The organism is Nocardiopsis sp. TSRI0078 (assembly GCF_001905145.1).
Lineage (GTDB): Bacteria > Actinomycetota > Actinomycetes > Streptosporangiales > Streptosporangiaceae > Nocardiopsis.
Genome location: NZ_LWLB01000014.1, coordinates 1 through 20,351, shown reverse-complemented (window position 1 = coordinate 20,351; position 20,351 = coordinate 1). Strand labels below are relative to the sequence as shown.

15 protein-coding genes and 1 pseudogene are annotated in these 20,351 nt (G+C 66.2%); 10 read left to right on the top strand and 6 right to left on the bottom strand.

Features of this window, described 5'->3' with window-relative positions; all coding sequences use genetic code 11:
* Window positions 1–499: 499 nt before the first annotated feature.
* On the top strand, window positions 500–2,293 hold the full coding sequence (locus A6A08_RS13095) for a calcineurin-like phosphoesterase family protein (RefSeq protein WP_073702872.1): 1,794 nt from the start codon (window positions 500–502) through the stop codon (window positions 2,291–2,293).
* A 170-nt stretch (window positions 2,294–2,463) separates the two neighbouring features.
* On the opposite strand, the gene A6A08_RS13090 is transcribed toward A6A08_RS13095, so the two are convergent.
* Window positions 2,464–3,105, bottom strand: a complete 642-nt coding sequence (locus A6A08_RS13090; RefSeq protein WP_073702871.1) for a dihydrofolate reductase family protein — start codon at window positions 3,103–3,105, stop codon at window positions 2,464–2,466.
* A gap of 603 nt (window positions 3,106–3,708) precedes the next feature.
* On the opposite strand from A6A08_RS13090, the gene A6A08_RS28205 reads away from it, so the two are divergent.
* The 5 genes from A6A08_RS28205 (at window position 3,709) to A6A08_RS29355 (ending at window position 10,490) form a co-directional block, all read left to right on the top strand.
* Window positions 3,709–4,086: a hypothetical protein gene (locus tag A6A08_RS28205; RefSeq protein ID WP_073702870.1), complete on the top strand. Its 378-nt coding sequence runs from the start codon at window positions 3,709–3,711 to the stop codon at window positions 4,084–4,086.
* The gene (locus A6A08_RS27975) at window positions 4,083–4,250 is read left to right on the top strand and encodes a hypothetical protein (protein ID WP_158069279.1); all 168 of its coding nucleotides are present in this window, start codon (window positions 4,083–4,085) and stop codon (window positions 4,248–4,250) included. The genes A6A08_RS28205 and A6A08_RS27975 overlap by 4 nt, the downstream gene beginning before the upstream one ends.
* 137 nt (window positions 4,251–4,387) lie before the next feature.
* Complete coding sequence (locus A6A08_RS13075) at window positions 4,388–6,028, top strand: PQQ-binding-like beta-propeller repeat protein (protein WP_242422522.1); 1,641 nt, start codon at window positions 4,388–4,390, stop codon at window positions 6,026–6,028.
* Window positions 6,029–8,874: 2,846 nt separating this feature from the next.
* Window positions 8,875–9,831 carry a hypothetical protein gene (locus A6A08_RS27565; protein WP_143181755.1) on the top strand — a complete coding sequence of 319 codons (957 nt, stop codon included), beginning with the start codon at window positions 8,875–8,877 and terminating at the stop codon, window positions 9,829–9,831.
* Entirely contained in the window at window positions 9,819–10,490 is a 672-nt protein-coding gene (locus A6A08_RS29355; RefSeq protein WP_083609098.1) for a DnaJ domain-containing protein, read from the top strand. The genes A6A08_RS27565 and A6A08_RS29355 overlap by 13 nt, the downstream gene beginning before the upstream one ends.
* Before the next feature lie 432 nt (window positions 10,491–10,922).
* Here A6A08_RS29355 and A6A08_RS27970 read toward each other — a convergent pair whose 3' ends face one another.
* Both A6A08_RS27970 and A6A08_RS28420 read right to left on the bottom strand, forming a co-directional pair.
* Complete coding sequence (locus A6A08_RS27970) at window positions 10,923–11,072, bottom strand: hypothetical protein (protein WP_158069278.1); 150 nt, start codon at window positions 11,070–11,072, stop codon at window positions 10,923–10,925.
* Window positions 11,073–11,459: 387 nt separating this feature from the next.
* Entirely contained in the window at window positions 11,460–11,969 is a 510-nt protein-coding gene (locus tag A6A08_RS28420) for a transposase family protein (RefSeq protein ID WP_206780074.1), read from the bottom strand.
* A gap of 80 nt (window positions 11,970–12,049) precedes the next feature.
* On the opposite strand from A6A08_RS28420, the gene A6A08_RS28795 reads away from it, so the two are divergent.
* Window positions 12,050–12,367: a hypothetical protein gene (locus tag A6A08_RS28795; protein ID WP_242422519.1), complete on the top strand. Its 318-nt coding sequence runs from the start codon at window positions 12,050–12,052 to the stop codon at window positions 12,365–12,367.
* 60 nt (window positions 12,368–12,427) lie between these two features.
* On the opposite strand, the gene A6A08_RS13045 is transcribed toward A6A08_RS28795, so the two are convergent.
* Both A6A08_RS13045 and A6A08_RS13040 read right to left on the bottom strand, forming a co-directional pair.
* Window positions 12,428–14,086, bottom strand: coding sequence for an ABC transporter substrate-binding protein (locus A6A08_RS13045; RefSeq protein ID WP_073702865.1), 1,659 nt, complete (start codon window positions 14,084–14,086; stop codon window positions 12,428–12,430).
* 12 nt (window positions 14,087–14,098) lie between these two features.
* Window positions 14,099–16,078, bottom strand: a complete 1,980-nt coding sequence (locus A6A08_RS13040) for an AAA family ATPase (RefSeq protein WP_073702864.1) — start codon at window positions 16,076–16,078, stop codon at window positions 14,099–14,101.
* Window positions 16,079–17,127: 1,049 nt separating this feature from the next.
* On the opposite strand from A6A08_RS13040, the gene A6A08_RS13035 reads away from it, so the two are divergent.
* From A6A08_RS13035 to A6A08_RS13030, 3 genes and pseudogenes are all read left to right on the top strand, one after another.
* Window positions 17,128–17,778 carry a hypothetical protein gene (locus tag A6A08_RS13035; RefSeq protein ID WP_073702863.1) on the top strand — a complete coding sequence of 217 codons (651 nt, stop codon included), beginning with the start codon at window positions 17,128–17,130 and terminating at the stop codon, window positions 17,776–17,778.
* Window positions 17,779–18,073: 295 nt separating this feature from the next.
* Window positions 18,074–18,430: a hypothetical protein gene (locus A6A08_RS27560; RefSeq protein WP_143181754.1), complete on the top strand. Its 357-nt coding sequence runs from the start codon at window positions 18,074–18,076 to the stop codon at window positions 18,428–18,430.
* Window positions 18,431–18,519: 89 nt separating this feature from the next.
* Window positions 18,520–19,222: pseudogene (locus tag A6A08_RS13030) on the top strand (DDE-type integrase/transposase/recombinase); the annotation flags it as partial.
* Window positions 19,223–19,372: 150 nt separating this feature from the next.
* On the opposite strand, the gene A6A08_RS13025 reads toward A6A08_RS13030, so the two are convergent.
* Window positions 19,373–19,558 (bottom strand): PCP reductase family protein, encoded by a 186-nt coding sequence (locus A6A08_RS13025; protein WP_073702898.1) that lies wholly within the window; start codon window positions 19,556–19,558, stop codon window positions 19,373–19,375.
* Window positions 19,559–20,351: the final 793 nt, after the last annotated feature.

The window sequence follows — 20,351 nt, the reverse complement described above, 5'->3', positions numbered from 1 at the left end:
TCGTCAGGTTCTCCGGACTGGGCGGAGTCGCGCTCCGCTTCCTGAAATGACGTGCGTACACGGTCCGAAGCGGATGTCTGGACTCGGCGGCGGGGTTTTCCCGGCGGTGCGTGACTAGGGAAGACGGGCGAACTTCGCGATCATCCCGAAAGCAGCCTCCGGGCCCAGGCCGGATCGGAGCGATCATCAGGCGGCCCCGGTCATTAACAACCCATGGAGAAAGAACTCGCTGAGAAAACTCAGTGTGCCGCGCAATTCGTCACCGGTCGGTGGTCGGCTGTTGGTCGGCACCTGGGTCCTTGTTCAGCCGTGTCGAGAAAGGTTGCCTTCCGCCGGTCCCCCCGGCCGGTTCTGTTCCCCTCCCCCGCATATCGGAGGCAACCGCATGCCAACGGCATATCCACGACATGCGCGAACGCGGCGTGCCCTGAGGGCACACCGCTATCTTCGTACCGCGCTGACGGTCTCGACGGCCGCCGCCATCGCCGGCTCCCTGACCATGGTGCCCACCTCGGCCGCGGCAGCGCCGTCGGAAAGCCGCGACGACACCGCCTACCGCGGTGAGGTCGAAGTCGTCCGCACACCGATGGGCGCCGCCGACGACTCGGTGCTGACCGGCCGGGTGTTCGTCGACGCCAACCAGAACAGCGCCAGCGACGGCGGCGAGGCCGGCCTGCCCGGCGTCATGGTCACCAACGGTCGCGAAGTGGTGCGGACCGACGGTGAGGGCCGTTATCGGCTGCCCGCGTTCGACAACATGACGGTGTCGATCACGCAGCCCTCGGGCTACCAGGTGCCGCTGGACGAGCACAACATCCCGCAGTTCCACTACAACCACCTGCCCGAGGGGTCCCCGGACCTGCGCTACGGCGGCATCGCGCCGACCGGCCCACTGCCGTCCGCGGTCAACTTCCCGATCATTGAGAGCGCTGAGACCGCCTCCGCCGCGCAGAGCTGCGTCATCGCCGGAGACCTGCAGACCTACGACAAGCAGGAGATCGAGTACGCGCGCGCCGGTGCCATCAAGGACCTGTCCGACCGCGACGACTACGCCGGCTGCGGCACACTGTTCGTCGGCGACGTCGTCGGTGACGACCTGTCGCTCTACCCCGACGTCAAGGACCTGGTCAGCGAGACCAACGGCCCGGTCCGCTTCCTGCCGGGCAACCACGACCTCGACTTCGACACCCCGAGCGCCGAGCACTCCTTCGACACCTTCCGCGCGCAGCTGGCGCCGGAGTACTACTCCTTCGACGTCGGTGACGTGCACGTCATCGCGCTGAACACCGTCGACTACCCGTGCACCGCGGCCGACGACAGCCCCGAAGGCATCGAGGAGCGCTGCGCCGACCCGGAGGGCGCCCCGGCGTACAACGGCCGGATCGACGACGACCAGCTCACATGGCTCCAGCACGACCTGGACAACGTCGACCGCGACAAGCTCATCGTCGTCGCCAGCCACATCAGCCTGCTCAACTACGCCGACGAGGGTTCCCCGGTGCACCAGGTCGACCAGGTCAACCGCGTGCACGAGCTGCTGCAGGGCCGCAGGGCCGTGGCGCTGTCCGGCCACAGCCACAGCATCGAGAACCTCGAGGCCGGCGACGACGTCGAAGGCTGGCGCGACATCTTCGGTGTCGAGGGCCTGCCGTTCCCGCACATCACCGCGGGCGCGATCTCGGGCGACTGGTACTCCGGCGCGGTCGGCGAGGAGGGCTACCCGGCGGCGATCGGCCGCGACGGCGGCCGTCCTGGCGTGGTGACGCTGGACATCGAGGGCAACGAGTTCCAGGCGCGCTACACCGTCACCGGTGAGTCCGACGACGTGCAGACGCAGCTGGGCATCAACACCCCGACCTACCGCGAGTGGTTCGAAGAGCGCCAGGAGTGGAACGACGACCCCGTCGGTGAGGCCCCTGAGCTGGACGAGCCCCTGGTGGTCGACCGCGCCGACCTGGCCCACGGCAGCTGGCTGACGACCAACTTCTTCTTCGGCTCCACCGGCTCGACGGTCGAGGTCAGCATCGACGGCGGGCCGGCCGAGGAGGCTGCGCGTACCCAGCGGATGGAGGGCGAGGCCGTCAACGTCGGCGCCGAGTACTCCGACCCGTACGCGGTCTCCCAGCAGCTGGTCCACGGCGGCAGCATCGCCGACCGGACGATGCACCTGTGGCGGTTCGACCTGCCCAGGAATCTCCGCAACGGTCAGCACACCGCCGAGGTGACCGCGACCGACTCCTACGGCCGCGAGTTCACCGACGTCCTCGAGTTCGAGGTCGTGGGGCGACGGTAACCGGACCCTGCCGTTCGGAGGGCCGCCACCCGCGGGTGACGGCCCTCCTTCTTGGCTGTCCAGCCGCGCATCGGGTCCAGCGTCTCTGGTGCGGGGTTCTTCCGTGCCCGGGGCCGGTGGCCGATCGGGTCGAAGGCCCGCTGGAAACGCGGCGCTCTGCCCTGCAGGTCTCAGCCTTCTACCCGGTCATGGGTTCGTGTGCCCGGAGCGCGGTCCACACGGTATGTCAGATGCGTTGCGTAGGGCGTGACGACAGCGTTCTGCTGTGTGAGCAGGGTCTGCTCCGTGATGTGGTCGAACAGTCGTGTTCCCGATCCCATGAGAACGGGTGACAGGTGGACGCGGAGTTCGTCGACCGCTCCCAGAGCGAGTGCCTGCCCCGCCACATCGGCTCCCCCCATGATGACGACCTCCTTGTCCCCAGCGGTTTTCGCCGCCTGGGAGATGGCGGAAGAGATACCGCCGGTCACGAAGGTGAAGCCGGCCACGTGGCGGGTCCGCTGCGGGGCCCGGTGGGTGATGACGAAATTGTGCGGGGCCTGCGTCTGGTCCTGTTCGTAGCCGTATCCGCGGTCGCCCTCCCATCCTTGGGAGCCGTCGATGAAGTCGAAGGTCCTGCGTCCCATGATCACCGCGCCGGTGGAATGGAAGCCTTCCTCGAGGATGGCGGCGTCCTTGGGGGAGTGCTCGGCAGATGTGACCCAGCCCTGGATGGGTTGCCCGTTCCGGCCCAGACCCTGTGAGGAATCGGCATCCGGTCCGGTGACGTATCCGTCGAGGGACATGGAGATGTCGACGACCACCTTGGTCATGGTCTTCCTGCTTTCCTTGTTCTACAGACGCGTATGGGGCCGAAGCAGTCAGGGCGGGGCGGCACGGACTTCATGACGGCTCCTCGCTGACGGCTTCTCGTAGACAGACCAGGAAGGCTAGGCGAAATCATCGCCGGCGGGTGTGGGAAAGGGGCGGACAGGTCGATGCCGCCCTCTGCCGTGATGTGGCCGATCCCGTTCGCGCCCCGTTCGGTGAACCAGCACCCTCCCTTGGGATCGGCGATGATCGCGTGGGGGCGTGAGTCCCGCTGGGGGAGTGGGAACTCCCGGATACGTCCGTTCGTGGTGAGGCGCCCGATCCGGCCTGCTGTGGTCTCCACGAACCACAGCGCGCCGTCACAGCCTTCGGTGATACCGACCGGGCCCGCGTCGCTGGTCGGCTGTTTCGCTCGGGATCCAGGGGCGACCCTGACGTGTGCCGGGAGCGCCTCCCGTCACTCGGTAATCGTCAGGAAGGCTGGGAAGCGGCTCGGCTCGGGCGGGTGTGCCGGTGGCCGCTGACTTGCTGACTCAACGACTGGACGCCGACCACGGGGGTTCAAGGCCGCCCGGCTGAGCGAGGCCGCGGAACTCGGGATCCCGGTGCCGCCCGTGCTGTGCCTTCGGGCCGAGGACCTGTCGCGAGCGACCGCCGAGGCGGTGAACGCGACCAGGACCTGGCTTCACCTGTACCGGCCCCGCCGCGTGGTGCTCCGGACCAGCGCACACGAGGACCTGGCGCAAAGCGCGCAGGCGGGCCGCACCGTCTTCCTGCTGAACTGCCCTCCCGACGCCTCGGCGCTGTCGCGCACCATCGACCAGGACCTCCTCACCGCCGAGAAGATCGGCGATGATAACGGGTCCTGCGCCATGGTGCAGGAGCAGGTCGAGTCACCCCTTTACGGCGTGGCCTTCTATGAAGATCTGTGGCCTGCTCATACGAGGAGGTGGATGCCCGTGGGAATAGCCCTGCTTCTTTGATCGAGCTCCTCGCCGACGAGGTTCTCGATGAGAGCGACGAGAAACTGGCTGGTGAATATACGGAGCAATTCGATGATGGAAGCAGCTCGTTCGAGGGAGGGAACCTTCGAGCGGATGACACCGATGAGTGCAACACGCACATCAACCCTGAACGTCGAAACTGACATGGCCGGCCAGAGCCCGAGGATGAACCAGTAGAACCATGAAGACAGTCCGTAGACGCCTGCCCGTGTCGGGATGCCTGATCGGCCTCCTGCCCTTCCTTCTCCATCTCGTCCTCACGTGGGTCGGAACGCCTCACGTGTCGGCTCCGCCGTACGTGCTCTACGGGCCTTTGGTCGCCACGGTTCTGTTCGTGGTCTCCTGGTTCCGGGACGTGCGGGCGGAGGCCGATGAGGCTTCCACTGTGAGGTCGGTCCTGCTCTGGGCGGCTCTGGGGGTCGCGGTCCTGGTCGTGGCCGTCGCCTTCTCCCACCTGAGCGGCTACTCGGAGGCCGAACTCCTTCCCGGGGAGCGGTATCGGCTCATGCCGACCGTGGCTGTCACCGCCGCGGTGGGCGGCCTCCAGATGCTCTTCGCGGCGGCCGCGATCCTGCTCGACCGCAGGGAACACGGTGTGCCCGGGGCGGGAGTGGTGTTGTTCCTGGCCTTGGTGTCGACCCTGGTGGTTCCCGCCGGAGCCGGCGTGGTGGCCGAGGGGGCGCTCCGGCCCCCGCGGCCGGGGGCGGAACATCTCACCGCGAGCGTCGAGCCTCCGGCCCGTGAGATTCCGGCCGGGATCGAGGGCGTGCCGCGTGCACTGGACCTTCCGCAGGACGCGGTCCGAGGGCTGCAGGCGGTCACCTCGGGAGCGCTGTTGCAGCTCGGGGACGGGGCGATGGTGGTGGATCCCCTCACCGGTGACGAACTGTGGCGGTACCGCACGCCTGGATCGGACATCCGGATCCTGGTCGCTCCTGACGGAGACTCGCTCGTACTCGAGGAGTATCCTCCCCCGACCGATGACGACCCCGCCCCCGCGACGGTGAGGGTCACCCTCGATGCGATGAGCGGCCGGATCCTGCACCGTTCCGAGGACCTCCAGAAGCTCCTGACGGACGAGGTCGCTGCGGTGGCACATGACTCCGAGAACGCGGAGCCCCCGGAAGACGAGAGCGTCGCCGTGCGGACGGGGGCGAGTGCTCCGCTGGAGGTGTACGGGGCATCATCGGGCGCCCTGCTGTGGAGGTTCGAGGAATCACCGGAATGTGTTCCCGACGGAGAGGACACCGTTCTCGACCTTGAGGTCACACACGACCAGGTCCTCGCCTCGCTCCGATGCCTCGGTGAGGGCGGCGGAGCCGATGGGACCATTCCCGTGGTGCACGCTTTCGACTCGGTCACCGGTGACCTGCTGTGGACGCACGAGGCTGCGAATCCCAACGACCCCGCCGGCAGTGCTATCACGGCCTCCTCCGACGGCTCATTGCTCTACCGCTACGACGTCCACTCCGACGCGTACCTCACCGTCGACACCCGCACGGGTGAGGAACTCGCCGCCGGAACGTGGGAGGACCCCCGTCCGAGTGGGGAACGGCTGGAGGAGGACCTCTGGGAGGACGTGATCGGGGACGGCGTGCTCCTGGGGTCGGACCCGACCCTGACCCTCACCGATGCCCGCGGAGAACCCGAGTACACGCTGGAGCTTCCTTCCACGGACGGGCAGCGGAGGTTCGCCACCACGGACGAGGACCTCTACGCGGTCGCATGGCCGGGGAGCGGTGACCGGGCGGTGGAACTGACGGTCCACCCCTGGGACGGCGCGGCTTCCCGCACGGTCGAGAACGTCCTGGGCCGGGAGCTGTCCGAGGAGGAGGCGGCCGGGGTCCGTGTGGTCCCGGGAGGTGTCATCGTCTACGCGGTCGACTCCGGCATGATCACATCCGCAGTGGCGGTGGCCTGAGCCCGGGCCGGGTAGCGGAACGCAGCGGAGACGCCTGGTTTCCGTGGGGCACTCAGGCAGGCTCCACGCTTCACGGAGCGGTGGCCATTCCCCGATTCCGCAGTCGATGTAGTCGGCGACCGGAAGCTGCAAAACGTGTTGAGACGTTCTACACGGCATGTGTTTCGTGCTGAGGTCGTTGGAGGCCCTGGTGTGTGCCGGGATCGTCTCCCATCATTCGCCTTCTTCGGGCACGTCTGTGTGGGACGAGGCTGGGCTTGGAGGTGGTGGTGATGTTCGGGTCTGGTTCGGCGTTCAAGCGGTGTGGGTGTCGTTTGCCTGGTACCTCGAGGAAGGTCGGGGGTGGGTGTCCGCGGTTGCGGTCTCGTGGGCATGGGAGCTGGCACTTCTCGGTGGAGTTGGAGCATGTTCCGGGGCGGCGGTACCGGATGCGTCGTGGTGGGTTCGCCTCCCGTGAGGCCGCTCGCGCGGTGCTGCACGGGGCCCAGGGCGTCGAAACAGACGCGACAGGCCTGGTGGTGTGGATGGTAGGGGAGTGGCGCCAGCACTGGTTGGGCACCGGACCCGGCTGCGTCCGCGCACCAGGGTCGGCTATGTCTAGAACACTCTCCCGGCTAATGGGGGTCGACCTCAACTGCTTTCCTGTGAATCGTGCGTTCTCGAGAGTCTCGGTGGCATTGGTCCAGTAGAGGTTGTGGGACTCTGGGCCATACGCGATGCAGATGACTGGCATGGCGCTGGATTCCCACTGTTGCGTGTGATTCCCCACTGGAATTCAGGACCCCCTTCTCATTCGGTAAGATGATCCCCCTGACTTGGATGGCGATAATGTCGGATGTTCGCTCCCCGCCTTGGGCGAAGGTGACGTACAAGTCTTCGCCGAAGTCGTTGGAACCGTCGATCTCTTGAACGACGTGTCCATGGCCTTACAGAAGAATCCGTGTCATGTTGACTGCGGTCCTGCTGACCGCTCTACTTCCCGGTGCGGATCCTATTCTCTTCCTTTGGCTTACTTCTGTGATTAATGTGTATCACTTCATAACGGTCTTGTGGGGGTGGTTCGGTGAGGCTGGGCAGCGGTGGACGCTGAGGGAGTAGCCGCGGCCGATCACGAGTCTTTCCAGCCCGCCTGGCTCCATGCTGTCGATCTGGAGCAGGAGTTCCATGGGGGTGCCGCACGCGCATTTCACGGGAGCCGAGTCGGTCAGGCTCCACCGTTGGCAGCCGCCGAGTTTCATGCCTCTTCGGTGGGCGACATCGTAGAAGTAGCTGGGTTTGGGGGTCACGTGTCCGGACTCGGGTACGTCGTCCTGCCATGCCTGGATGCGGTCGGCCAGGTTCTCGGGAAGTTCGTCGTCGGAGGGGTAGTCGGTGATCTCCTCGATGGTCAGGGCACAGGGCGGAAGCGTGTACTCCTCCTCAGCGGTGTGCGCGTGTGGTTGGCCCTGAAGTGGTCGCAGCGTGGAGGCGTCGTCCCGCCAGCGCAGTGTGAGCCAGGGGGTGTAGCCGTGGCCGAAGGCGTCGGGTGGCTGGGGGGCGGTTGGGGCACCACAGGACCTGGAGCAGTTCGGCCTCCACGGGGAGGGTGTGTCCCTCGGGCAGATCCCGGGCGAGGAGTTGGAGTACGGGCTGGAGTGCGACCGGTTCGTTGAAGCGGACCTCTTCGGCTCCCCCGGGGGCGGTGAAGTCGTAGTGGACGAGGTCGCACGTGGGCCAGGGTTCGTCGGCGGGCCACAGAAGCGGGCCACCGACCGAGCTGTCCCGGGATGTTGGTGCTCCCAGGTGGGGGTGGAGTAGGAGCGCGGGTTTTCCGTGCTCGCGTAGTTCGGGGAACGCGGTGAGGAGCCGGTCGCGCTTCGTCGTGGGGTCGGGGCTGGACACAGGGTGCCTCGATCGTGGGGGAGGGTGTGGTGCCGGGGCAGGTTAGCGCCGATCGGTGACAGCGCTGGCCACTGCCTGACCCGGTGCGGGGCGGGTGTTCTGGGGTGTGTGGGCGGCTGTTGGGCCCGAAGGGGGCACACGTATGCCCCTGCTGGGATTCAGTGCGGCTGCGGGGCACTGCGGGCGGACACGGGGCGCCCCGGGCGATGGCCGCCACGGTCACGGGATGGCAAAATGCCCCGCGAGGTGCGCCCCCACCTGTACTGGACCCTGCACTGCGGAGCACACGGGGAGCATGTCAGGCCCCGAACCAGACCCGGTGCCTCGTCTGTTCGGCTCGCATGACCCGTCTGAACTGGGGTTTTGTGGCGCACCCGGCAGGACGCGAACCTGCGGCCATCGGATGAGAAAGGCGATTTTTTCGTGCCTCTACGTGCCACAGGGCGCCGTTTCGTCCCAATCCATCCGAACACCGCTGTCGTTTCGTGTCAAGGGGTGCCGCCCGCTGTCGCCCCGGTCCAAAGCTGCGGAGCACGAACGGAGTACGAACTGTGTGCAGGCGGCGTCCGATGGCACCTCGTGAGGTCCTTATCGCGCGGCCGCTGCGCTGGCCGCTCGGGTAGGTCGACTTTGACTCGGCGGCCGGATCAGTAGGATGCTCTTGTCCCGCTGGGGTTCGACCTCTTCCGGGGCTGGGCTAAGCGCAGATCCGAGCTCGGTCCGGGACGCATCTTTGGCCGCTTTCGGTCGGTGGCTCTCGACACACAAGATACCGCCCGTACGTCCGGAACTTCCTCGGATACTGGGTTCCACCTGGGCGAAGCCGTGCCTGTGCCCGCCTTCCGCTCATTCCCGTGCGCCCATCCAGAGTGTCGGATCTGTCACCGACCGCTGGTAAGACAAAAAGTGCGTTCGGATCACCATCGAAACTCCGCCCCCCTTTTCCTCTCCGCTGAAAGCGATCAGTGACAGGCAAGAACGGTAGACCAGGATTCACTAGCCCCATCGACCTCGACACGGTTCTCGTTCCCGACACCAAGCCCCACCTGTTCCAAGCCGACACCACCGACCTGCGTACCATCGGCGAGGACGTCTCTACCACTGGCCACGACATCACCAGCTTCTGGTCCGCTCCCTCCGCTTACTGCTCCGCACCTGAGGACGTCATCCCCTGTGCAGTCTTCCAACCGATGGCCACAAACGACGCCGAGGGAGCCCTGAGTGCGGCTGCCACGGCCCTGGAAGCTATCACTGAGACCGCTCGCAAGATCTGCTCCTGCATGCTCCTGCTATGTGCCCGGGCTCGGGCGTTCCTGACCTCCACCGAAGGCGATGAAGGCTGGTGTCGGGACGGAATCTCCGGCGGTGGCAACGACAAGGTCGAAGAACTCGCCGTCCTGCAAGTCGACACCGCCCGTGTGGTGGAAGACTTCACCGTCGCCGAGACCGAGTGCGTCAAAGCCATCACTGCCCTGGCGCCGGACGGCACCCACTTCGTCTCCGCCGATCTGGACGGGTCCGCCGTTCGGGGGTCGGGCGAGGTCGTCTACGGGCTCATCGAGATTTCCGAAGACATATGCGCTCCTGGGAGCCATCCGCTGGTGTCAACCACCACGGACGGGTCGACGCGGGTCACGCCGATACGACTGGGTGGGGGGTGGGGTGGTGCCCGCAGCGAGCCGGAGAGACCACCCAGGCCGTGCTGGTGCTTCAACTCCGAGAAACAGGATGGAGAAGCCTCACAACAAAGTGAGCCCGACTCGCGCCGACACCGTTTTCACCAGGACGTACCAACGGGACTCTTGCTCGGCCGTAAGCCGAGTAACGCGTGGGCCTGTGAGAAGCCACCGGCCATCGGAACCTGCGGTGTTACCGCGCAAAGAGGGACGAGTGGGGTGACCGCTGAGACATGCCCAACCTGATTCCCGATCCGGATGAGGCGCGGATGCTGCTTGGGGTGAGCCCGGATGCCGGAGAGAACGAGGTGCTCAGGGCCTATCGACTCAGGGCCCCACAGTGGCACCCCGATAGGAATCCGGATCCACGGGCAGCGGAGATGTTCAACCGTATTACCCGGGCCCGTGAGGTTCTCCTGGAGGAGCTCCGCTCGCCGAGAACCGAGCCCACCATTCCTACCCCACCGCCCGAACCGGAACCAGAGAGCCCGTGGGGATCAACGCACACTACTGGCGAGTCGGCTTATGCGCCTGGGGCCGAGCCGCAGGCCCCCCCAGATCCGTGGGATCAGGGGCCGCCCCACGCTACGCGCCCGGCCCAACCAGGCGGCTACCGGGACCCGTTCTCCGGCTCCGCCCCCAAACCTTCGTACCGTGTCTACTCGGCACCCCCTCCGCGAGGACAGGGAAGCGCGATCGCCGCCTTGGTTACAGCGATTCTGATGGTCCTGAGCTGTTTCTTCGTCTTCGCGGTGCCCAGCGTCATCTTGGCGATAATGGCTCTCAGCCGGTCGCACGATCACGAGAAGGCAGTCCGGTACGAGCGCTACGCGTGGATTTCCATTGTGATCACTCTGGTGGGAGGCGTGGCTATCGGCCTTGCCGTCATGAACGGTGGGGAATGAGGTGCTTCGTCCCGGGTGTGACGGGACTCTGGTGTGTGCCAGGATCGCTTCCCGTCACCCGGCTGAGCGTGGTCGAATTGGTTTCCTTCCTCATGCGTGAGCTGCGGTGGCAGGTTATTGAAGAGGAGGTGAGGAGGCGGGTGGATTGTTCAGGTCGTGATGTCAGTGACCTTAGGCTCCATGAAGCTATTTTGGGTTCTTTTTCCGATTCGTGGCGTGATCGTGATTTGTATTCAAGGTTTCATTGATGGGGGCAGGCTGGTGGGGGCGAAGCGAAATTAGGTGGTCTCAGCGAGTTCCATTCCTGGCGCCCGTGTTCGAAATGGGTGATGAGGAGTGCGGCCTTGGCGATGTCGTCGGTCCCGCCGGGGCCGGCGGTGGCGGGCTGGAGCAGCCTTCACCGCCGGGTGAGCAGCGTGAAGCCCCGCTCGCTCAGGCAGTGCAGACCCGCTGGATCCGGTCGAAGGCCTGGTTGTCCACGGTCAGGACGGACCCGTGCGACGGCTGCTTGAAGGGCATGGCAACTCCGATGCCAGCGCCCTCATAGTCGCCGTTGGCCGGCGCCACAGCCTTTCCAGGCACCCGGCGTACGGTGTGGATAGGACGTGGATCCGCGCCGCAGCCAGTCCGTGGACCGATTCGGGTCCGAAAGCGGAGACGGCCGACCGCCCGTTCCATCCGGGCAAGCACGAGCAGCACGGCATGAACGTCCAGGCGGTGGCCGCAGTCCAAAATGGCAGCTGCGCTTACGAGTTGGTGCGTGATAGGCGGGTGAGGCATGGTGATCCCGCGCGCGGCGCTTTCCAGATGTTCGCGGTGCGGTCGCAGACCAGACCGGCGATGGCCCGATAGGTGACCGGGAGGTTCTCCCGCCGGTGGGTCCAGCGCATCAGTCGCTTCCAACGTTTGTGGTCGGCCAGGGCGTGCTCGACGGTGATGCGGTCTGAGGAGTGCGCGTGACGGTGGCCTTCATGGTGTTCTGCTTCTTCTTGCCCGGGACGAACGCCCGTCGCCCGCCCCGGCCCGCGCGGGGCCTACGTACCTGGACCTCGGTGGCGTCCACCGAAGCCCGACTCCTTCGGCTCGGGCGTAGGCGAACACGTCCTCCACCGTGCGCAGACGCACCCCCGGACGATGGGGGACCGCGTACCCCCGTTCGGCCGACAGAGCTCGGATTTGGCCGACGGCACGGCTGATGGTGGAGCGGTCCACACCGAACGGCAGGCCCAGAACCGCGTGCGGCAGGTCGTGGCGCACATGGATCAGGGTGGCCATCCGACGGTCGGCGAGGACCAGGCGGTGCCGGGCGCCCGCCCCGGCAGCCCGCTTCCTCTCGCCACCCCGGACCCGGTGCCGGCGACCCTCGACCACCGCTTCCCAGGGGCGGGCCAGCTCCTCGATGAGCGCGGCCAGGTGGTGCTGGGAGATGCCGGTGAGCCAGGGATGGGCCGGGACCGCACGATTGACCTTGATCGTCACGACCAGAGGATGCCACGGCCCTCCGGTGAAGCCTCACCCGCTGTCACGCACCAACTCGTTACCCGCCCACGAGTGTGGACGTGACCTACTTCCCGCTCACCGACGACGACGCCAAGGCGATCGGGGAGGTGGCCGAAGCCGGAGCCCGCCTGCGCCGGATTCTCGCGTGGGAGGGCGGCCACTACCTGGTGGAGCACGCCTGCGGGGCGGGACGCTACCGGGCGGTCGCGATCCCTGAACGGGTCGCGGTCCCCTACCGGGCGTGGTTGGCCGCCAACTGTGGCGGCGAACAGACAATTCCTGTAGTGCATCCGATCACGCTCGACCTCACTCCACGCTCGGGCCCTGGACAGTCTGGAATGGGCATGTGGGAAACGGCTTGGCCTGCACCCACTTGATCAGCGTGAGGGTTCGGGACACCGGAACCGACGGTAAGGGGTGCAACGAGCGGCGGCCGATCAGTCTGCCAGGTCCGGGTATAGCTCGTCGTAGGGGACGTCGGGTGTCCGGAACGGATCCGCGTCCAGCGTCTTCACCGAGCAGTCGGAACTGAGGATCGGGATGTGTCGGCCCGTCACCCGGCCCTCCAGCTCCTCCAGATAGTCCAGACGTCCGCTGCCGGTCGGTTCACGGGTGACCCGGAACAGGTGGTTCCGGACGCTCGCGGCCAGGGTACTCTCGTCGCTCGCCTCGAAGCCCAGCAGCGTTGCGCGGGCCGCGATCGTGGCCGCGTCGTAGTAGACCAGGCTGTAACCGCTGTAGAAGTCCTCCGGAGCGGAGGTGCTTTCCGTCTCGGCCTTCACCGTCGTGGTGATGGCCGTTTTGTAGTCGTGGAATCCCGCCGGGCTCCAAGCGTGCTCCTCCAGCCAGGAGGGATCGAAGGCACTCGCTTGGACGAGGCGGTAGTGCTCCGGGGCCGAGTCGTCGTCGGCGGGCTCGCACTCCGTGCCGGAGTAGGACCTGGTCATGCCCGGAAGCAACCCGAGCTCCATGGAGTACACCGTGATCGGGGTGTCGGATTCGGCCCTGCAACCGCGCAGTTCCAGGGATCGAAGGAAGGTCCCCAGGTCGGAGTACCGTCCGGCGAAGAACACCGCGTTGGTCCCTGGGTTCGCGCAGATCTCGTTGACTATGTGATCGAAGTAGACGGTCGTGTTCCCCGAGCCGGCGCTGCCGTGGAACGTCAGCGAGTTCTGGACGAGATAGGGATCGAGATATCGGCGGAACTGATCGGCCAGATCCAGCGAGAAGGTGTCGGTCTCGTTCTCGTCGGCGAGCAGCAGGCCCCTGACCGGTTCCTGGTCCGACTCGGCTTGACGGTCCAGGTGGTCGCGCAGAGCCGCCGCGAAGTCCTCGTTGTTGGGCGCCGATCGAATGAGCCCGGGCGAGTGCACATTGTTGATCGTGGTGGAGGTCGAGGAACTGGCGACCATGGGAATCCTGCGCTCGGACAGTTCCCGGGCGACTTCCTCGGTCTCGGTGGTGGTCGAAGACTGCCCGATGACCACGGACAGGGGGATGTCGTCGTCGACCATCGATTCGAGGTCGTCGACGACCGCATCGGTGCCTTGCTGCACGCTCCCCTCGTTGGCCAGGTAGAGCTGGAAGATCCGGCTCTGCTCGGCGACCACCTCGACGCCGGATCCGGTCTCCGCGAACCCGTTCTGTCGCATGAGCGCGACATAGGTCCCCTCGACGGCGCGGATGATCTGTTCCCCGCTCAGGTCCGTGTTCCCGCCGAGCGAGAACGAAGTCATCATCACGATACGGAAGGCCTCGACGTCGTCCCGGGAGGCGGCGAGCTCCTCGACCTCGGTGTTCATGTTGTGGATCCGGCCGGTGACCCATTCGAGGCCCGCGTCGAAGGAATAGGAGCCGTCGTTGACGCCGACACATTCGCCCCGGATCTGCTGTAGGCCCGTCCCGCAGACCAGGTGCGGCCAACCGAACACGCCCCCGACCACGGTGGCGACGATCGCCACGGCCGTCGACAGGACCACAGCCGCCCGGGTTCGCCTGAACCGCCGCCGTTGGAGCTGTGAACCGATCCTGCGCACGAGTTCGGCTCGGGTGAGCGGGAACTCGAGGCCGCCGATGGAGGATCGTCCCTGTTCCATGAATCCTCCTTCTCAGAAGTCCATATCGGCGTCGAGCGGATTCACCGGGCGCTCCAGCGAGATGTTCTCGTGGAACTCGGCCTCGGACTGGAACGGGCGGGAGTCTTCGCAGACGGCTCCCAGCTCGTGGAACGCGGTCCTCACGCGCAGGTGCACGTCCCTGGTGTACATGCTCTCGAAGGGATCCTCGATGACCCACTTGCCAGCGACAATGCGGAGGATCCTCGACAACCGGTGGCCCAGCGGAGCTCCGTCCGACCGACGAGGCCCCCGATTCCGGACGAGGAACCCGTATCGCTGCAGCGGAGTGAAGCCGTCCGCACCGGGGTCGTCGATCGGCGGCTGCGGTACCGACGTGGTGTGGCGGATGAGGTCGAGCACCTCGGACTCACGGCCCGGCAGGTCGAGCAGCGCGTCGAGCTCCCGGCACACCGCCATGAGGTCGCCGGACCCGAGCGTGTAGTAGTACCAGTTCGGGGTGTGACCGCTCACGCCCTCGTCGGACCGCCTCGCGAGTCGGCGGAACGCTTCGTCGCGGTCGCAGCGTACCCATGTAGGTTCCTTCTGCCAGCGACGCAGCAGCAACCGCATCATCAGTGCCCGGGCCGAGCGTGCCGCCCCGGAGTTCTCGTTCCATGCCAGCCAGCGGCGGTCGTCGAGCCCGGTGAGGTCCTCGCCGAGGTCGTAGGTCCGGACGAGGTACTCGACGTCCTGGAGGTCCTTGGCGAGCGAGCAGATCGTCAGCGCTTCGAGCGTCCGACTCGCGAGGTCGAGCTCGGAGTGTTTCAGCAGGGCCTTGATGAGGGTGTCACCGAGGTGCTCCTTCAGTGTCGGGGCGTCCTCGGCGCCGCCGCGCTTCTGCCGGAGCAGGTGCTGGAGGCCGTTGTAGGCGCGCAGTCCATCGATCGCCGGGTCTTGGAGCAGATAGCTGGTGGCGGCCACGTATCCCCCGGTGAGTCCGAAGATGAGCTCGGGGAAGTAGTCGTCTATGCGGTGCGGTGTGCGGTCCGCCAGCTCGCGTACCTCGGTGGGACTGAAGTCCGGGGCCGGGACCGCCTTCGCCCTGGTCAAGAGAGGCTTCTCGGGACTGCTGCTCACCAGCAGCAGCGGTGTCCGGCCGGCACCCTGGTGGGCAGGCGAGGACTGGGCGGACCGGAACAGTGCGAGCAGCCCGCCGCCTCTGCTGGCCGGCTGCTTCAAAGCGTCGACGTCGTCCAGGAAGACCACGCGCCGGTACTGGTCGGCGTCTTCGGCCTGGTCGCGCAGATCGGCGAGGAAGGCGTGGACGAGCCACTCGTTGTGGCTGGTCTGGATCCTCCACTCGGTCTCGCGGTCCCGTTCCGCCTTCTCGGTTCCGGCGTGTTCCGGATAGGGGTTGATGAGCGAGCCCCAGGCCCGGGCCTTGAACCACTGCTCCACGGCGGTGTCGATCTTCCTGCGCGGTAGCGCGAGGGCGGGGCCGACCGGACGGACGGCGCCGACTTGGAACTTGACGAAGACCAGATTCACCTCTACCACGAGGCTGACGGACGTGGCGGCGCCGTCGCGACGCTCGCGTCGGGCTCCGCGGTTGGAACGTACCTGCTGCCTCCAGTGTCTGACCAGCTCGGGCCAGAATCTGGTGTAGTCACTGACGGGGGTGAGATCCTTGCTCAATGCGGTGAGCACCAGGTCCAACCTTGGAAAGTGGCAACGCGGCAGTCCCGGTATCTTCGCGCTCAACTGATCCCGAATATCGCGGAAGAGGTCCGGCACGGTCTCCGGGCGGTATTCGTTGCAGTTGACGAACGCGGTAGGGGTGATCAGCCGCATGATCTCGTTGGACTGAGTGAGCAGGGTGGTCTTGCCGCTCCCGGAGGGACCGTGGACGATGAGGCTCCCGGGCCGGTCGGAGTCGTCCCGGCAGGAATCGAGGATTTCGTCCAGGGGGCGGTCGCGGAGAATGGTCGATCCGGAGACGTCGACCTGGGTGGCCATGGGGCGCAGTTTCATCTGGGGGTGATCTCCTGGATCGGCTTTTGATCGAGGGTACTCCACGGTGGCGGGATTCGCTGGCCGATTATTGATCACGTGAGTCCGGTACCCGCGGACTCCTGCGCGCAAATGCTTCGAGATCCCTGGTCAAGACGAGGGGATCGATCTGTTTGATCGCCTCAGCCCCGGCAGACATTGCTCAGCGGAGTTCGCGTAGGACAGCATCAGAGCCCTTGGCGCGGCAGCCCTCCGCGGTGGTCGACTTTTCTGCCAGGGGATTATTTGTGTCAGAGCTTGTTTGGGGTACTCGCTACACGGATGTGACCGGAATCCATGCTTTGGTGGCAACTGCCGGATTCGTGGCCGAGATTGATGCCTTGAGCTAGACGATCGCTTGCGGAACCGTGTCCGCCATGCCTCCACAAGATGGAGGCATGGACGGCGACGCCCCTGGCGTCTCCAGGGAACGGCCCGGGAGGTCGAGGACTACCTCCTCACCCGCCCTGACGCCGCGCACGACCCCGAGTGGGAATTCCCGGGGCAGTGCGGGTGCGAGGACTGTGTGCGGGCACTCGTGCTGGCGACCCGTGGCGGACAGCCCTATCGCTGACTCGTCCGCGGTTCGGTGGAAACCGGCTCATCCGGTGCGAGAGGTGGTGTCTCGGGTCGGACGGGATGGACACCGAAGTGGGCCCTGGGATCGCTTCCGCCATTCGGTAATCGTCAGGAAGGCTGGGGGGAGTAGCTTGACCAGCACTGCCCCACACATGGGCTGCTCCTGGCTTCCGCTCGGGGGAGACTGGTTTCAGGGGTGTTGGCCATGTCTGGACCGGGTTGGGTGTACAAGCGGTGTGGATGCTGCGGTACCAGGGGCGCGAAAGCCAGAGAGGGTCGATGTCCTGCGCTGTCGCGGCGGGGGCACGGGAGCTGGTACGTCTCGCTGGGGTTGGACCATTGTTGCGCGATTCTGGCGGGACGCATCAGCGGGGGCGGGCACGAAGGGTGAAGGCGGGGTTGGTCCCATCTCGGTCCCACCTTGGTCCCATCAGTGCGGCGGTTCCTCGAAAGTGAAGCAGCACGTCCCGTCTGAACTGGTTTTTGTGGCGTATCCGGCAGGATTCGAACCTGCGGCCATCGGATTAGAAGGCACGGGCTCGGTCCCCGACGCCCGGATCTCCGCTGACTTCACCTACCTGTTCGAGGTCAAGACCGCCCGCGGCACGGTCGACGAGAAACAACTGCGCGCCCACTTGAAAGCTCTGGGGGAGGGGCCGGGGCAGTTGCTGTTCGTCCTCACCCCCGATGCGACACGGCCGCCGGTGACCGCCTCCCCGGAGGGCCAGCGGGTGGTGTGGTTCAACTTCGCCGCGTTGCACGACGCCATCACCGCGATCCTGGACGATGCCCTGCTCGCCCCGTCCGAGCTGGACCGGTTCCTATTGCGGGAACTGCAGGCCCTGTTCGACGACGACGGCCTTCTCACCACCGACGAGGTGGTCATCGTCGCCGCCGGCCTGGCCTATGCCGAGTACCTGGAGACCGGCGCCTACATCCGCCAATCCCGCCGTTCCTTCCGGGATGGGTTGGCCCACATGGGTTTCTACGCTCAGCAGGCCATCCAGCCCGAGACCGCCCGTATCGAAGCTGAGGGGCACGAGAGGAGGATGAGGGGTACATGGTATTCCTGTTCTCCGGCCCCGAAGATCCGGACACGGTGAAGCTGGACGCCCCGGTAGTCAATGACACGGTGACGGCTTCTGGTCGGCCGCAGGCGTGGACGATGAGCCAGCGCTACGTTTCCCCGGCCAGGCTGCGCGGGACGATTGACCTGGAAAATCCCCGAGGTTCCTGATCGAGTCAGGAGGGAACCCGAAGAAACCGTGTGGCTCCTCCAAGAGCGTTGGACACCGATCACATATAGGGCAGGGTCTTCTCTGCCGCTGCGGCAGCACAGCGGAGGTTCACGGTGCTTGCTCAGGCAACCGCTGCCTGACCTGGAGACGTCTTTCAGGTATGAGGGTTCTGCTCTTCGCGATGATGCTCACCCTGCTTACTGCTGGCTGCAGCTCTGGCGCCGATGGTGAAACGACCCCGGCGCCGGAGCAAAGGCCAGAGGAGTTCTTCACCCAGTCCGAGAGCCCGCCTGCTCCCAAGACGCGCCCAGAGTCCATGCCCCCTGCGACGGCGACGGCAACGGGGAAGAGCCGCTACGAGCCGCCGTCTGCTCCTTCAACACCTGCGCCCGAGCCCGAAGCCCCAGATGTGACAGAAGGTGTGCCCTCGGTTGAAGAGCAGATCCAGCAATGCATCGAACAGACAGGGCTATCGGAAGAGTGCCGCAACAAGATCGAACACGGCATCGTCGAGTAGGTGGAACGGTTTTGTACCGGATGTTCTGGGATCGCCGTGTACTGACCATGGAGGTTGGTAACACCCACCCCGCCTGACACCAAGCGAAGAGGGCCTCCGGGCGGGCGGTGCGCCGCTTTGAGCGCGCCCAACCGGGCGAGCTCGTGCACGTGGACATCAAGAAGCTCGGCAACATCCCCACCGGGGGAGGGGACCGCACCCAGGGACGAGCCCAGGGGCGACGCAACCGCACCGCCACAGCGGCGGACACCTCGCGCAACGCCCACGGCAACCCCAAGCTCGGCCACGGCTACCTGCACACCGCCATCGACGACCACTCCCGTGTGGCCTACACCGAAATCCTGGCCGATGAGAGGAAGGAGACCGCCGCAGGGTTCTGGGAGCGGGCGCACGCCTACTTCGCCTCGGCGGGCATCGCGGTGGAGCGGGTGCTGACCGACAACGGGGCCTGCTACCAGTCCCACACCTGGCGCGACCTGCTCCGCGGCCAGGGCATCAAGCACAAGCGCACCCGCCCCTACCGGCCCCAGACCAACGGCAAGGTGGAGCGCTTCCACCGCACCCTGACCGACGAATGGGCCTACGCCCGCCCCTACCGGCCCGGGGCCGAGCGCCGGGAGGCGTTCACGGGGTGGCTGCATCACTACCATCACTGTGAGTCCTGGGGTGGCTGGTCCACCGGTTCCACACCGCGATCGGCGGCCCTCCCGCGTTCCTAACCTCTCAGGTCAGTACAGCTGGAGCCGGACATCTTCGACGGCTATCACTCCAACCCCGAAGGGGGCACGCTGAGGGTTGCCGTTGGCAGGGTTGAGCTCACGATGCCTGTCACGGGGGCTCTGCGAGAGCGCTTCCGTACTGTCGGGAGCCAGTGACCACTAGCTAGCTCAGTGCCCCCTGGAAGGCCGGGGGCTTTGTTATGAGCCTCAGGGCGACGGCGACCTAGAGCTTCCCCTCCCGCGCAAGGCGCACGATCTCCGGGGTCACTGCATCCTCCCCGTGCTCCTCGGCGTAGGCCTCCAGACGTCCGAGCGGGGAGTCGGCAGGCGGAGGGTCATAGCTCACTGTGCCGCCGAGCATCATCGCTGCGAACTCGGCAGAGATCTCCTGGGGCGTCTTGCCATTCATGCCACCCAGCCTATCCATGCGTCTCTCAGGTGGCCTGGGGGGCTCGCCACTCAGTAGCCCCGACCTGAACCGGGGCTTCGCCGCGCCTGAAGCAACTTCAACACACGAGGAGCTGTGGAGGTTCACCGGTGGCCGGATCAAACCCACGCTGCACACTGCACACAAGGGTTTGGTCTACGGCGAAGCAAATGGCGTGCCGGTGCTCCTCGACGCAAAGTCCGGTGAGGACGAGGTGGCGGAGGCGGAGATCGTTCCCCGAGTCGTCACGGACGGCTTCGGACTCGTCATGGACGAGGAAGGAGCTACCACGTCTTTTGTCCACTCAGCCACGGCCTGGTCCGGAAGTGTTTCGTAGCGGGATGTCGGAGCAGCGTGGTGATGCGTGTGGACAGGTGCGATCCGTCCAGACGGGAGCGGACCGCGAACCCGTTCATGCCTTTGTGGCTGTCGCGGTTGATCCAGCGGCGCATGGTGGCGGGGCCGTGGTCCAGCAGAGCGGGGATCTGGTCGGGTGGCAGGCCGCGCAAGGACAGCGGGATCCTCACTGTTGGCAGGGTCGTCCTCCGCTGGCCTTCGAGCTGGCAATGGAGTTGGGTGATGTCGCTTATGGGGGCTTGGGTAAATACGGTGGGTGAGCGCGCTGATCACGACCTCGCCGGGTGGTCGGATGGTCTTCAAACCTCGGTCCGACTCCCGGCGGGGTGCTTGTTAACATGCGCCCGCCGCTGTGTCCTGACCTGAGATTAAGTGCAGAACTTCAGGAAAGGCGCTTACTGAGCGCTTTTCATCCTGC